Raw genomic sequence first — 14,287 nt, forward strand, 5'->3', positions numbered from 1 at the left:
TGGCAGGAAATACAATGAAAAATGAAACAACGTTTCAAAAACATGACTGACCTGGCAAAACGGGCAATGCAACCATTGCCCATCAGGGAATTATCCGCGTAGATGCGTGACGGTGAGATCGGCCAGCGAGGTCAATTTAACGTCAGCAAGAACAAAGCGGGCATCGTCCTGGTTCTCATGTGCAGGTACGACGATCGCGCGCATGCGTGCTGCTTTTGATGCAATCATGCCGTTGACAGAATCTTCCAGCGCTACGCAAGATAAGGGCTCCACACCCAATTTTGCCGCGCAGTCGAGGTAGACCTGAGGATGCGGTTTGCTGTAGGGCAATTTCTCTGCCGAGGCCAGCGCGTCGAAGCTGTCGCGAAGATCAAACATCGTCAGCACTTTTTCCAGCATATGCAGCGGGGAGGCCGATGCCAGACCCACTCGTAAGCCCTGGGATTTGCACAGCGCGACGGCTTCACGTACGCCAGGCAGCAGTGGTTTTGTCTCTTCAACCAGGGCGATAGCCCGGGTGATAATGCGATCGGTGACCTCTTGGCGAGATGGGCCGCTCCACGGTTGCTGGGCGAACCATAGATCTACAACCATATCAATACGCAGCCCCAGCGTATCGGGCAGTTCATGGCGGCGAGTGATATCTACGCCTAAACTTGCGATCACGTCCAGTTCAGCCTGATCCCAAAGGGGTTCAGAGTCGACCAGTAATCCATCCATATCGAAAATTGCAGCAAGAATTTGACGCGGGGTTGACATCACAACCTCTCCTTTGAACATGAAACAGCAGGGATTAAGAGCCTGGGTGAACCGGCTCTCAGCGTTCATTATGGCTAATTCTCGATTATACCGCCTTTAAAGATCAGGCGAAAATGGTTATCAACGGGTAAACTTAGGCCAAAATGACACGTCTTAATCAAGGGGAACTCATGACGTATCAACAAGCTGGACGCATTGCTGTCTTGAAAAGGCTGGTGGGATGGGTGATTTTCATCCCGGCGCTGATTTCAACGCTGGTTTCAGTACTGAAGTTTATGTATGCGCACAGTGAAAAGCAGGAGGGGATTAACGCGGTGATGCTCGACTTTGCCCACGTGATGATTGACATGATGCGGGTAAACACTCCCTTTCTTAACCTGTTTTGGTATAACTCACCGACACCTGATTTTCAAAGTGGACTGAATCTGGTTTTCTGGCTGATTTTTATTCTTATTTTTATCGGGCTGGCGATGCAGGATTCGGGTGCTCGCATGAGCCGTCAGGCTCGTTTTTTACGTGAAGGCGTTGAAGATCAGCTGATTCTGGAGCAGGCGAAGGGCAGTGAAGGGGTATCGCGTGAGCAGATTGAGTCGCGTATTGTCGTGCCGCATCATACGATTTTCTTACAAATATTCCCGCTCTATATTTTGCCGGTTATCGTCATCGTGATTGGCTATTTCTTCTTTTCGCTACTAGGTTTTTTGTAAGCGCGTCACTATCAGGCCCACGCGAAAGCTGCGGGCCTGATTAGCAAAGAACTTCCGCTATATATCTGTTAAGCCGCCAGTATCCTGTCCATCGCTTTCTGCGCTACCACCAGATGTTGCCCGCCGAACAGAATCGCCCGATTCAGCAGCGTATAAAGCTGATAAACAGGCTGCCTGTCGAGAAAATCCAGCGGCAGGGGGGAAACCGACTGATAGCCGTCATAAATTTGCGGTGGCTGATCGCTATGTAATGGCAGCATTGCCAGGTCGCACTCTCTGTCGCCCCAATAGCATGCGGGGTCAAAGATGTAGGGACCATGAGGGCCAAGGGCGCAGTTCCCCGACCACAAATCGCCATGCAGTAGTGAAGGCTGTGGCTGGTGTGATGACAAACGCTGCTGAACATGGTCAACAATGGCGTCAATATTGCCAAACGCGATCCCTTTTTCGGCGGCAAGCTCCAGTTGCCAGCCAATGCGCTGTTCTGCAAAAAAGGTAGACCAGCGACGTTGCCACGTATTGGGTTGTGGCGTGGTAGAGAGTGCATTATCAAAGTCGAGGCCAAACTGCGGCTGATCGCTCCATTCATGAAGATGCGCGAGCTGCTGTCCGAGAATAAAGGCGTTGTGGGCATCCAGTGGACGGGGAGGGAGGAAATCCATCACCAAAAAGCTGTAGTCTCTGTCTGCACCGACCGCCCAGACCTTGGGGACTGAAACGGTATTGCTGCGGGATAGCAGTTCCAGCTGGTCGGCTTCTGCCGTAAAGCCGGTTAACAGCTCCCTTTCATCGCATTTGACGAAAAAATCGCGCCCCGCATAGCGTAAATGCCATGCGGCGTGGATCTCACCGCCGGGCAGTTCATTACGCAGCTCGATTTCGCCTTCACCGAGTTGCTCGCTTAAAAGACGACTGATAGCCTGCCACATGATGTCTCTCCCCATGTTGTCTGCCAGATCATAAGGTTAGCGCAATAATGCGGTAAAAAAACACGAACCAACGCACACCGTGGACGCGTTATCGCTGAAAAAGCACGTAATGTTTGTTGCTATTTCACTCCTTGTCAGAGCGCTGCAGTTATGGGTTCACGTGATCCACTGCTTTGTTATCACGTGATTTTTCAGCATAGACGCATAACACGTATGTCGACAGTTTTGTCGGTAAATCCCCCTGATGATGAGGGGGAAGGGTATTACCGCGAAAGGTATGCGTATATTTTATGCGTATCGTCCTGCGAGCATAAACGGGTACCCTGATTGAGGGTTGCCGCGCTACCTGCCGCTACGCCAAAACGAACAATATCGTCAAATGGCGCATTTTGTGCCAGTTTCAGCGTCATCGCGCCGACCATGCTGTCACCTGCGCCGACGGTACTTTGGCTCTTAACCGGCGGGGGTACCACCTGTACGCAGGTTTCACCGTCAACGCCCAGTGCCCCTTGCGGTCCCAACGAAACGACAACACGTTGCGCTTTACCGCTGTGCACAATTTCCTCCGCGGCCTTACGGACGTCATCAGGTTGTGTGAGTTCGCGGTTAACCAACGCGCTGAGTTCTTTGAGGTTGGGTTTGACCAGTTCGATATTGCCGAGCGTTAATGCGGCAGTCAGTGCCTCACCTGAGCTATCAACAATGCAGCGAATGCCCTGCTTTTGTGCCGCAGTAATAAGTTGGGTGAGTTTTTCAAGCTTCACGCCGGGTGGCAGGCTGCCGCTTATCACCAGCAGCGCGCCGGACTCAATTTCCAGCACCTGATCCTGAAGCTGGTGGAACTCGTCATCGGTAAGTGTTGCCCCAGGCATAACAAATCGATACTGCTCGCCGCTGGATTCTACGTGGACGTGAAGATTTTGCCGGGTCCAGTCTTTGGCCTCTATGGTGGCGACCGGGACATTTTCATCGGCAAGCAATGATACCAGGTGTTCCCCGGTAGCGCCGCCAGCCGGAAAGATAGCCGTTGCGTTTCCGCCAAGATGAGCAATGGCGCGGGCCACGTTAATACCACCACCACCGGGTTCAAAAACCGGCGAGGTGCAGCGAAGTTTACCTTCGGGATAGATTTGCGGGGTGATTGTTGCGCTATCGAGAGAGGGCGCAAGTGTTAACGTATAGATACGTACCATCTTTACCTCCTGTTAGGCTGTCCTCAGTCTGGCACTTAATGTGACGAAAGTGAAGTAATTAACAACATGATTTATCGCATCTTTATTTAAAATTATCTCGGCAAAGATATATAAATAAAATTACGGTTTAAGAACGCTCTTATTCAAAAAATGAAATAAGAAATTATTGCTATGTTATTCGAGTCTTTTTATAATTTGTTACCTTTCAAGGGGCTTTTGTCATTGATCCCTATGAAAGTTTCCGAGACCGTAATGGTCTCTTTTTTTGTTGTACGGACTCTTTATAAATGAAGCTTTTGAAGACAGTACCCGCAGCATTCGTGCTGATGGGAGGCGTGTTTGCGTCAATGCATGCCGCCGCCGATGATTCCGTTTTTACTGTCATGGATGACCCCTCCAGCGCGAAAAAACCCTTTGAAGGTAACCTGAACGCGGGATACCTCGCCCAGTCAGGCAACACAAAAAGTTCTTCTTTAACCGCAGATACCACCATGACCTGGTACGGTGAAACCACGGCGTGGTCTCTGTGGGGTAACGCCAGCAATACCTCGTCGAATGATGAACGCTCTTCGGAGAAATACGCCGTAGGTGGTCGTAGTCGTTTTAATATGACGGATTATGATTACCTGTTCGGACAGGCCAGTTGGTTGACCGACCGATACAACGGCTATCGCGAGCGTGACGTACTGACTGCAGGTTATGGTCGTCAGTTCCTTAATGGGCCGGTACACAGCTTCCGTTTCGAATTCGGTCCAGGCGTACGCTATGACGAACACACCGATGGCATAACCGAAACGCAGCCGCTGGGTTATGCGTCAGGCGCTTATGCGTGGCAGATGACGGACACCACCAAATTCACACAAGGGGTGTCGGTGTTTGGTGCTGAAGATACGACGCTTAACTCTGAAACAGCGTTAAATGTGGCTATCAACGAACACTTCGGTTTGAAAGTGGCTTATAACGTCACCTGGAACTCAGAACCGCCGGCTACGGCACCGGAACATACCGATCGTCGTACGACCGTTTCGCTCGGCTATCGTATGTAGTAAAAAGCCGGGTCAAATAAATGGCCCGGCTTTTCCAAATAAAATTTCAGTGTTATTATTTTCTGACCGGTATTTTAATTTTTTCGAAAAAAACTTTTCTTCATACTTTCTCCATAATTACTCTTCTGGGTACATATTCAATTTATTTGACACGAATTGATAAATAAATTGACTAGGAAAAAGTGTGAGCCAGATCTACACTCTTACCTACAGGCAATTAATCGCCTTCAGACCTTAGCATTAATTCAAGTAAGAGAAGATACCTATGAAAAATATCAAAGCGACGGCTGCTGTCATCGTGCTTTCTGCGCTGTCCTTCGGCGTGTTTGCAGCCGTTCCGGTCACCAACGCACCGTCTGATAACACGACACAAGTTGGCATCACGCATGCCTCTGATGTGGAAGCAGGTTCAAATATCGCTCCTGGTTCCCAGTCAACTGGCCAAAGTATGAATGATGCGTTTAATGTTCATACCCTGGTGGCTGGCGAATGGTCTTAATATCTTCATCAGTGTCCAGACGTCTATTCAGCCAAATGTCGTAATGAAAAAACCGGATATTGATGTACCGGTTTTTATTTTGTCATAAACGGTAAAGTAATATTGAAATCTCTTTTTTAATTTATTGGATGCATCTGTGTACATCGCGAAATAACGCAAAGTACCATTTATTAACGGCGTGACGGTTCAACCCCAAATCATTGCTGCCCACCTTAACATCAGCATTGCCGCGCAAATGACGAGCAGTACCACAACCATTTTCCAGTGTTTTTTGGCAAAGCGATTTTTTGGCATGGTTCTTTCCTGGTCAGTAACAATGATTACCGCATAGTGTAACAAAGACGGCAGGGCGCCAGTGAATTGATTTACATCATAGATGGCGCGTTGATTGTCGCTTTGAACGGCCCGTAATGCCGTGTACACTGTCAGGCGGTGTTATCAAAAAGCGGGTGTAGGTTACAGCGTTGCCAGTCAGGTAATGCGTGACATATTTCGCAGAGTGAAGCGGGAATCAGCCCACACCTTTTTGATAAATTTTAAATAGTGAAACTTTGTATGTGCTCTTACGTGTGGGGCACCACTGCAAATAAGGATATAACATGCCTGTTATTACTCTTCCTGATGGCAGCCAACGCCATTACGACCACGCTGTAAGTCCCATGGATGTTGCGCTGGACATCGGTCCAGGTCTGGCGAAAGCCACTATCGCTGGCCGTGTAAACGGTGAGCTGGTTGATGCTTCCGATCTGATTGAACAGGATGCGAAACTCTCCATCATTACCGCTAAGGATGATGAAGGTCTGGAGATCATTCGTCACTCCTGTGCGCACCTGTTAGGGCACGCGATCAAACAACTCTGGCCGCACACCAAAATGGCGATCGGACCGGTTGTTGACAACGGCTTTTACTACGATATCGATCTTGACCGTACGTTAACCCAGGAAGACGTCGACGCGCTCGAAAAGCGGATGCACGAGCTCGCTGAGAAAAACTACGATGTCATTAAGAAGAAAGTCAGCTGGTACGAAGCGCGTGAAACGTTCGTGAAGCGTGGCGAGACCTATAAAGTCTCTATCCTTGATGAAAATATTGCCCATGATGACAAGCCTGGCTTGTATCATCATGAAGAATACGTCGATATGTGCCGTGGCCCGCACGTGCCGAACATGCGTTTCTGTCATCACTTCAAACTGATGAAGACCGCTGGGGCATACTGGCGCGGCGACAGCAACAACAAGATGCTGCAGCGCATTTATGGTACTGCATGGGCCGATAAAAAAGCGCTGAGTGCCTACCTGCAACGTCTGGAAGAAGCGGCTAAACGCGACCACCGTAAAATTGGTAAGCAGCTTGACCTGTATCATATGCAAGAAGAAGCGCCAGGTATGGTGTTCTGGCATAACGATGGCTGGACAATTTTCCGTGAACTGGAAGTGTTCGTTCGTTCGAAACTGAAAGAATACCAGTATCAGGAAGTGAAAGGCCCGTTCATGATGGACCGTGTGCTGTGGGAAAAAACAGGGCACTGGGACAACTACAAGGATGCGATGTTCACCACCTCTTCAGAGAACCGTGAATACTGCATCAAGCCAATGAACTGCCCAGGCCACGTTCAGATCTTTAATCAGGGTCTGAAATCGTATCGCGACCTGCCGCTGCGTATGGCGGAATTTGGTAGCTGTCACCGTAACGAACCGTCAGGTGCGCTGCACGGCCTGATGCGCGTACGTGGCTTCACTCAAGATGATGCGCATATCTTCTGTACCGAAGAGCAGATTCGTGATGAAGTTAACGCCTGCATTCGTATGGTCTACGATATGTACAGCACCTTTGGCTTCGAGAAAATCGTCGTCAAACTGTCCACTCGCCCCGAGAAACGTATCGGTAGCGATGAAATGTGGGACCGTGCTGAAGCGGACTTAGCGGTTGCGCTGGAAGAAAACAACATCCCGTTTGAGTTCCAACTGGGTGAAGGCGCATTCTACGGTCCGAAAATTGAATTTACCCTGTATGACTGCCTCGATCGCGCATGGCAGTGCGGTACTGTACAGCTGGACTTCTCTCTGCCGTCTCGTCTGAGCGCCTCTTATGTTGGCGAAAACAACGAGCGTCAGGTACCGGTAATGATTCACCGCGCGATTCTTGGGTCAATGGAACGTTTCATTGGTATCCTGACCGAAGAGTTCGCTGGCTTCTTCCCGACCTGGCTTGCGCCGGTTCAGGTTGTGGTCATGAATATTACCGATTCGCAGTCTGAATACGTCAACGAATTAACGCAGAAACTACAAAATGCGGGTATTCGTGTAAAAGCAGACTTGAGAAATGAGAAGATTGGCTTTAAAATCCGCGAGCACACTTTACGTCGTGTCCCTTACATGTTGGTCTGTGGCGACAAAGAGGTAGAAGCAGGCAAAGTTGCCGTGCGTACCCGTCGTGGCAAAGACTTGGGCAGCCTGGACGTAAGTGAAGTTATCGAGAAGCTGCAACAAGAGATTCGCAGCCGCAGTCTTCAACAACTGGAGGAATAAGGTATTAAAGGCGGAAAACGAGTTCAAACGGCACGTCCGAATCGTATCAATGGCGAGATTCGCGCCCTGGAAGTTCGCTTAACAGGTCTGGAAGGCGAAGCTTTGGGTATTGTGAGTCTGAGAGAAGCTATCGAAAAAGCTGAAGAAGCTGGAGTAGATTTAGTTGAAATCAGCCCTAACGCCGAACCGCCAGTTTGTCGTATTATGGACTACGGCAAGTTCCTTTATGAAAAGAGTAAATCTTCTAAGGAACAGAAGAAAAAGCAAAAAGTTATCCAGGTTAAGGAAATTAAATTCCGTCCTGGCACCGACGATGGCGATTACCAGGTAAAACTCCGCAGCCTGGTACGCTTTCTGGAAGAGGGTGATAAAGCTAAGATCACGCTGCGTTTCCGCGGCCGTGAGATGGCTCACCAACAGATCGGTATGGAAGTGCTTACGCGCGTCCGTGACGATCTGAGTGAACTGGCAGTGGTCGAATCCTTCCCTACGAAGATCGAAGGCCGCCAGATGATCATGGTGCTCGCTCCTAAGAAGAAACAGTAAGGCCTTCAAGTAGCAATTCCTGTGGAGCCTACGGGCTTCGCAGGTTTTGTTCGCCTATGTTTCGTTTATTAACAATGCGAAGTGGAAGTTATTAAAATGCCAAAAATTAAGACCGTACGCGGTGCTGCTAAGCGCTTCAAAAAAACCGGTGGTGGTGGATTTAAGCGTAAGCACGCAAACCTGCGTCATATTCTGACCAAAAAATCTACTAAGCGTAAACGTCACCTGCGTCCAAAAGGCCTCGTGTCTAAAGGCGATCTGGGTCTGGTTATCGCGTGCCTGCCGTACGCATAAGCCGTTAACGTTTAATTAATTTTTTTACTAAGAATATAGATACAGGAGAGCACATATGGCTCGCGTAAAACGTGGTGTAGTTGCCCGTGCACGTCACAAGAAAATTTTGAAACAAGCTAAAGGCTACTACGGTGCGCGTTCTCGCGTATACCGCGTTGCCTTCCAGGCTGTTATCAAAGCTGGTCAGTACGCTTATCGTGACCGTCGTCAGAAAAAGCGTCAGTTCCGTCAACTGTGGATTGCGCGTATCAACGCAGCAGCACGTCAGAACGGTATTTCTTACAGCAAATTCATCAACGGCCTGAAAAAAGCCTCTGTTGAAATCGACCGTAAGATCCTTGCTGACATCGCAGTATTCGACAAAGTAGCGTTCACCGCTCTGGTTGAAAAAGCGAAAGCAGCTCTGGCATAAGCCGGTGAAAAGAGGGAGCCAGGCTCCCTCTCTTTTATTTGTAGCGTAATCAATTAGTTGACAATTCACCCGTAAGCCTTTTCAATAAAGGTTGTCCGGTTTTTACTACATAAGGTAACGCAAGCATGAATGCTGCTATTTTCCGCTTCTTTTTTTACTTTAGCACCTGAATCCGGGAGGCTAGCGCGTGAAAGAAGAAACGGAAAACAGCGCCTAAGAGCCTCCCTGGTGGAGGCTTTTTTTATACACGTAATCCTTCAAGCGGCCCCTGTATTGGCTGCATTTTGCTCTCTTGCCGCCTGGATGCAACTTGAATGATTTTGTGTATATATGAGCGACATATGAATATCGCCACACAACGAGGAAAACCATGTCACATCTCGCAGAGCTGGTTGCCAGTGCAACGGCCGCCATTAACCAGGCTTCAGATGTTGCCGCGTTAGACAATGTCCGCGTCGAATATTTGGGTAAGAAAGGGCATTTGACCCTGCAAATGACAACCCTGCGCGAACTGCCGCCTGAAGAGCGTCCGGCAGCAGGTGCGGTTATCAATGAAGCCAAAGAGCAGGTACAGCAGGCGCTGAACGCGCGTAAGGCTGATTTAGAAAATGCTGCGCTGAATGCACGTCTGGCAGAAGAAACCATTGATATCTCCCTGCCGGGCCGTCGTATTGAAAACGGCGGGTTGCATCCGGTCACACGTACCATCGACAGGATTGAAAGCTTCTTCGGTGAGCTCGGATTTACCGTGGCGACGGGACCGGAAATCGAAGATGACTACCACAACTTCGATGCGCTGAATATTCCAGGCCATCACCCGGCGCGTGCTGACCACGACACGTTTTGGTTTGACGCCACGCGCCTGCTGCGTACCCAGACCTCTGGCGTGCAGATCCGCACCATGAAAGAAAAACAGCCGCCAATCCGCATTATCGCACCGGGCCGCGTGTATCGTAACGACTACGATCAGACGCACACCCCGATGTTCCATCAGATGGAAGGCTTGATTGTTGATACCAACATCAACTTCACCAACCTGAAAGGCACGCTGCACGATTTCCTGCGTAACTTCTTTGAAGAGGATCTGCAGGTACGTTTCCGTCCTTCCTATTTCCCGTTCACTGAGCCTTCTGCGGAAGTTGACGTAATGGGAAAAAATGGCAAATGGCTGGAAGTGCTGGGCTGCGGTATGGTCCATCCGAACGTGCTGCGTAACGTTGGTATCGACCCAGAAATCTACTCAGGCTTTGCCTTCGGTATGGGTATGGAGCGTCTGACCATGCTGCGTTACGGCGTCACCGATCTGCGTTCTTTCTTCGAAAACGATCTGCGTTTCCTCAAACAGTTTAAATAAAGGCAGGATAAAACAATGAAATTCAGTGAACTGTGGTTACGCGAATGGGTAAACCCGGCAATTGATAGCGATGCGCTGTCAAACCAGATCACCATGGCGGGCCTCGAGGTCGACGGCGTTGAAGCCGTTGCCGGTGAATTTAACGGCGTAGTGGTCGGTGAAGTGGTTGAGTGCGGCCAGCACCCGAACGCAGACAAACTGCGTGTCACCAAAGTTAATGTGGGCGGCGATCGTCTGCTGGATATCGTCTGTGGCGCACCTAACTGCCGTCAGGGATTAAGAGTCGCCGTGGCGACCATCGGTGCCGTTCTGCCGGGCGATTTCAAGATTAAAGCCGCCAAACTGCGCGGTGAGCCGTCAGAAGGGATGTTGTGCTCGTTCTCTGAGCTGGGTATTTCCGATGATCATAACGGGATTATCGAACTGCCGGCGGATGCGCCGATTGGTACCGATATCCGCGAATACCTGAAGCTTGACGATAACACTATCGAAATCAGCGTTACGCCGAACCGCGCCGACTGCTTAGGCATCATCGGTGTTGCACGCGATGTTGCGGTACTGAACAAAGCCCCGCTGGTTGAGCCGGAAATCGTCCCTGTGGCGGCGACAGTTGATGACGTGCTGCCAATCCAGGTTGAAGCCGTTGACGCCTGTCCGCGCTATCTGGGCCGTGTGGTTAAAGGTATCAATGTTAAAGCACCAACGCCGCTGTGGATGAAAGAGAAACTGCGTCGTTGCGGGATCCGTTCCATCGATGCCGTGGTTGATGTGACCAACTATGTACTGCTCGAACTGGGTCAGCCGATGCATGCGTTCGACAAAGACCGCATTGAAGGCGGAATTGTTGTGCGTATGGCAAAAGAGGGTGAGACCCTGGTATTGCTGGACGGCAGCGAAGCAAAACTGAATGCGGATACGCTGGTTATTGCTGACCACAACAAAGCGTTGGCAATGGGCGGCATCTTTGGCGGAGAGCACTCTGGTGTGAATGATGAGACGCAAAACGTCCTGCTGGAATGTGCGTTCTTCAGCCCGCTGTCCATTACTGGTCGCGCGCGTCGTCACGGTCTGCACACCGATGCCTCTCACCGTTACGAGCGTGGTGTCGATCCGGCGCTGCAGCACAAAGCCATGGAGCGTGCAACGCGTCTGCTGATTGACATCTGTGGCGGTGAAGCCGGTCCGGTCATTGACGTAACGAACGAAAGTACGTTGCCAAAACGCGCAACCATTACGCTTCGTCGTAGCAAACTGGATCGTCTGATTGGCCATCATATTGCCGATGAGCAGGTGAGCGATATTCTGCGTCGTCTGGGTTGTGACGTGACGGAAGGCCAGGATGAGTGGTTGGCGGTTGCACCGAGCTGGCGTTTCGACATGTCGATTGAAGAAGACCTGGTCGAAGAAATTGCCCGCGTATACGGTTATGACAATATCCCGAATACGCCTATTCAGGCAGGCCTGATCATGGGGACGCATCGCGAAGCAGATTTATCGCTGAAGCGTGTCAAAACCATGCTCAATGATAAAGGCTACCAGGAAGTGATCACCTACAGCTTCGTCGATCCGAAAGTTCAGGCGCTGCTGCATCCGGGTGAAGAAGCGCTGTTGCTGCCAAGCCCAATCTCAATCGACATGTCGGCAATGCGTTTGTCCCTGTGGACCGGCTTGCTGTCTACGGTGGTGTATAACCAGAACCGTCAGCAGAATCGCGTGCGTATTTTCGAAACGGGTTTACGTTTTGTTCCCGATACCCAGGCTAACCTCGGGATCCGTCAGGATCTGATGTTGGCGGGTGCTATCTGCGGCAACCGTTATGATGAACACTGGGACCTGGCAAAAGAGGCCGTTGATTTCTATGATCTGAAAGGCGATCTGGAAGCGGTTCTCGACCTGACCGGTAAACTGGGTGACATTCAGTTCAAAGCTGAAGCCAATCCGGCATTACATCCGGGCCAGTCTGCGGCGATTTATCTGAAAGGTGAACGTATTGGTTTCATTGGGGTTGTTCATCCTGAGCTGGAACGTAAACTGGATCTGAACGGTCGCACTTTAGTGTTTGAACTGGAGTGGAACAAGCTCGCAGACCGCGTGGTGCCTCAGGCTCGTGAAGTTTCTCGCTTCCCGGCGAACCGCCGTGATATCGCCGTGGTGGTGGCAGAAAACGTTCCCGCTGCGGATATTTTATCCGAGTGTAAGAAAGTTGGCGTAAATCAGGTAGTTGGCGTAAACTTATTTGACGTGTACCGCGGTAAGGGTGTTGCGGAGGGTTATAAGAGCCTCGCTATCAGCCTGATCCTTCAGGATACCAGCCGTACACTTGAAGAAGAGGAGATTGCCGCTACCGTCGCCAAATGTGTAGAGGCATTAAAAGAGCGATTCCAGGCATCATTGAGGGATTGAACCTATGGCGCTTACAAAAGCTGAAATGTCAGAATATCTGTTTGATAAGCTTGGGCTTAGCAAGCGGGATGCCAAAGAACTGGTCGAGCTGTTTTTCGAAGAGATCCGTCGTGCTCTGGAAAATGGTGAGCAGGTAAAACTCTCTGGTTTTGGTAACTTCGATCTGCGTGATAAGAATCAACGCCCGGGACGTAACCCGAAAACGGGCGAAGATATTCCCATTACAGCACGGCGCGTGGTGACCTTCAGACCCGGACAGAAGTTAAAAAGTCGGGTCGAAAACGCAACGCCCAAAGAAGAGTGATTTGACGTTCCGCTAAGTCACTTACGCCGCCATCAAAGCGGCAGTGCAAAGCATGACGTATACATACCCTAAATACTTCGAGTTGCAGGAAGGCGGCGACGTAGCTAATCTCCAGGAGCGTACATAAGTACGTGACTGGGGTGAGCGAGTAAAGCCAACGCACATGCGGCTGGAAGTATGACGGGTATAACTAAAAAGGCCGCTCTGCGGCCTTTTTCCTTTCCACTACCGAATCGGCACCGTAAAATCCTCCCATCTCTTTTCAGCAGAATGGAAAACATGCTGACCTTCGCCCATCAACAACAGCGACGAAATGTACGCTGGATATTGTCTCTGTCAGCGCTGATGCTGCTGGCAACGATCCTCAGCCTGTGCGCAGGCGAACAGTGGATTGCGCCCGGCAACTGGTTTAGCGCCCGTGGCGATCTGTTCGTCTGGCAAATTCGACTTCCTCGTACGCTGGCCGTACTGCTGGTCGGTGCCGCGCTGGCGCTGTCCGGTGCTGTGATGCAGGCGCTGTTCGAAAACCCCTTAGCCGAACCAGGCCTGCTGGGCGTGTCTAACGGCGCAGGCGTTGGACTCATCGCCGCGGTGCTATTGGGGCAGGGCCAGTTACCCGGCTGGGCGCTGGGCCTGTGCGCGATTGCCGGGGCGCTGATCATCACGCTTATCCTTCTGCGTTTTGCCCGCCGCCACCTGTCGACCAGCCGTCTGCTGCTGGCAGGCGTGGCGCTGGGTATTATTTGTAGCGCCTTGATGACGTGGGCTATCTACTTCTCAACCTCTTTTGATCTGCGACAGTTAATGTACTGGATGATGGGCGGCTTTGGCGGTGTCGACTGGCAGCAGGCCTGGCTGATGGTCGCGCTACTGCCCGTTTTACTGTGGATTTGCTGTCAGTCGCAGCCGATGAATATGCTGGCGCTGGGGGAGACGTCTGCGCGCCAGCTAGGGCTGCCGTTATGGTTCTGGCGGAACCTGCTGGTGGTGGCCACCGGCTGGATGGTGGGGGTCAGCGTGGCGCTTGCTGGCGCCATTGGTTTTATCGGCCTGGTTATCCCGCATATTCTGCGACTGTGTGGATTAACCGATCATCGCGTATTGCTGCCTGGCTGTGCGCTGGCGGGGGCTATTGCGTTACTGTTAGCGGATGTTGTGGCACGTCTGGTGCTGGCGTCGGCTGAACTGCCTATCGGCGTGGTAACGGCAACCATGGGTGCACCGGTATTTATCTGGTTATTGTTAAAATCCGGGCGCTAGACGTCTGCGGTTCGGACTATGATTAAACACGGAAAATTGATCGCTGACTATTC

At 50.9% G+C, this 14,287-nt stretch carries 16 protein-coding genes and 1 other annotated feature; of the genes, 12 read left to right on the plus strand and 4 right to left on the minus strand.

What is annotated here, in order from left to right; genetic code table 11:
• Positions 1-90: 90 nt before the first annotated feature.
• Positions 91-759 carry a hexitol phosphatase HxpB gene (gene hxpB, locus FDW98_RS10300; RefSeq protein WP_096757260.1) on the minus strand — a complete coding sequence of 223 codons (669 nt, stop codon included), beginning with the start codon at positions 757-759 and terminating at the stop codon, positions 91-93.
• Positions 760-929: 170 nt separating this feature from the next.
• Between hxpB and FDW98_RS10305 the strand changes: the two genes are divergently transcribed.
• On the plus strand, positions 930-1,466 hold the full coding sequence (locus FDW98_RS10305) for a YniB family protein (protein ID WP_096757259.1): 537 nt from the start codon (positions 930-932) through the stop codon (positions 1,464-1,466).
• Positions 1,467-1,534: 68 nt separating this feature from the next.
• Here the strand turns inward: FDW98_RS10305 and FDW98_RS10310 are convergent, their stop codons facing one another.
• Positions 1,535-2,395, minus strand: a complete 861-nt coding sequence (locus FDW98_RS10310) for a fructosamine kinase family protein (protein ID WP_096757258.1) — start codon at positions 2,393-2,395, stop codon at positions 1,535-1,537.
• Between the two features lie 263 nt (positions 2,396-2,658).
• The gene (gene pfkB, locus FDW98_RS10315; RefSeq protein ID WP_096757257.1) at positions 2,659-3,588 is read right to left on the minus strand and encodes a 6-phosphofructokinase II; all 930 of its coding nucleotides are present in this window, start codon (positions 3,586-3,588) and stop codon (positions 2,659-2,661) included.
• Positions 3,589-3,875: 287 nt separating this feature from the next.
• Between pfkB and FDW98_RS10320 the strand changes: the two genes are divergently transcribed.
• Both FDW98_RS10320 and FDW98_RS10325 read left to right on the plus strand, forming a co-directional pair.
• Positions 3,876-4,634, plus strand: coding sequence for a YdiY family protein (locus tag FDW98_RS10320; protein ID WP_096757256.1), 759 nt, complete (start codon positions 3,876-3,878; stop codon positions 4,632-4,634).
• A gap of 265 nt (positions 4,635-4,899) precedes the next feature.
• Positions 4,900-5,133: a hypothetical protein gene (locus FDW98_RS10325; protein ID WP_096757255.1), complete on the plus strand. Its 234-nt coding sequence runs from the start codon at positions 4,900-4,902 to the stop codon at positions 5,131-5,133.
• Positions 5,134-5,319: 186 nt separating this feature from the next.
• On the opposite strand, the gene yniD is transcribed toward FDW98_RS10325, so the two are convergent.
• A complete protein-coding gene (gene yniD, locus FDW98_RS10330) occupies positions 5,320-5,427 on the minus strand; it encodes a small membrane protein YniD (RefSeq protein ID WP_096757254.1) in 108 nt (35 codons plus the stop codon).
• Positions 5,428-5,732: 305 nt separating this feature from the next.
• Between yniD and thrS the strand changes: the two genes are divergently transcribed.
• The 9 genes from thrS to btuC all read left to right on the plus strand — a co-directional run bounded on the left by thrS (position 5,733) and on the right by btuC (position 14,234).
• Complete coding sequence (thrS, locus tag FDW98_RS10335) at positions 5,733-7,661, plus strand: threonine--tRNA ligase (protein ID WP_096757253.1); 1,929 nt, start codon at positions 5,733-5,735, stop codon at positions 7,659-7,661.
• 3 nt (positions 7,662-7,664) lie between these two features.
• The gene (infC, locus tag FDW98_RS10340; RefSeq protein ID WP_071830666.1) at positions 7,665-8,207 is read left to right on the plus strand and encodes a translation initiation factor IF-3; all 543 of its coding nucleotides are present in this window, start codon (positions 7,665-7,667) and stop codon (positions 8,205-8,207) included.
• Positions 8,208-8,303: 96 nt separating this feature from the next.
• Positions 8,304-8,501, plus strand: a complete 198-nt coding sequence (gene rpmI, locus FDW98_RS10345) for a 50S ribosomal protein L35 (RefSeq protein WP_003030583.1) — start codon at positions 8,304-8,306, stop codon at positions 8,499-8,501.
• Between the two features lie 55 nt (positions 8,502-8,556).
• Positions 8,557-8,913, plus strand: a complete 357-nt coding sequence (gene rplT, locus FDW98_RS10350) for a 50S ribosomal protein L20 (RefSeq protein WP_003030578.1) — start codon at positions 8,557-8,559, stop codon at positions 8,911-8,913.
• Positions 8,914-9,033: 120 nt separating this feature from the next.
• Positions 9,034-9,158, plus strand: a sequence feature (Phe leader region).
• Positions 9,039-9,083 carry a pheST operon leader peptide PheM gene (gene pheM / locus FDW98_RS23395; RefSeq protein ID WP_001386830.1) on the plus strand — a complete coding sequence of 15 codons (45 nt, stop codon included), beginning with the start codon at positions 9,039-9,041 and terminating at the stop codon, positions 9,081-9,083. Its footprint overlaps the feature before it by 45 nt.
• A 125-nt stretch (positions 9,159-9,283) precedes the next feature.
• Complete coding sequence (gene pheS / locus FDW98_RS10360) at positions 9,284-10,267, plus strand: phenylalanine--tRNA ligase subunit alpha (RefSeq protein ID WP_045442121.1); 984 nt, start codon at positions 9,284-9,286, stop codon at positions 10,265-10,267.
• Between the two features lie 15 nt (positions 10,268-10,282).
• Complete coding sequence (pheT, locus tag FDW98_RS10365) at positions 10,283-12,670, plus strand: phenylalanine--tRNA ligase subunit beta (protein WP_096757252.1); 2,388 nt, start codon at positions 10,283-10,285, stop codon at positions 12,668-12,670.
• A gap of 4 nt (positions 12,671-12,674) precedes the next feature.
• Complete coding sequence (gene ihfA / locus FDW98_RS10370) at positions 12,675-12,974, plus strand: integration host factor subunit alpha (RefSeq protein ID WP_003030571.1); 300 nt, start codon at positions 12,675-12,677, stop codon at positions 12,972-12,974.
• A 279-nt stretch (positions 12,975-13,253) separates the two neighbouring features.
• Positions 13,254-14,234, plus strand: coding sequence for a vitamin B12 ABC transporter permease BtuC (gene btuC / locus FDW98_RS10375; protein ID WP_096757251.1), 981 nt, complete (start codon positions 13,254-13,256; stop codon positions 14,232-14,234).
• Positions 14,235-14,287: the final 53 nt, after the last annotated feature.

Origin of the sequence: Citrobacter sp. wls711 (genome assembly GCF_005281055.1) — a bacterium.
Taxonomy (GTDB): domain Bacteria; phylum Pseudomonadota; class Gammaproteobacteria; order Enterobacterales; family Enterobacteriaceae; genus Citrobacter; species Citrobacter gillenii.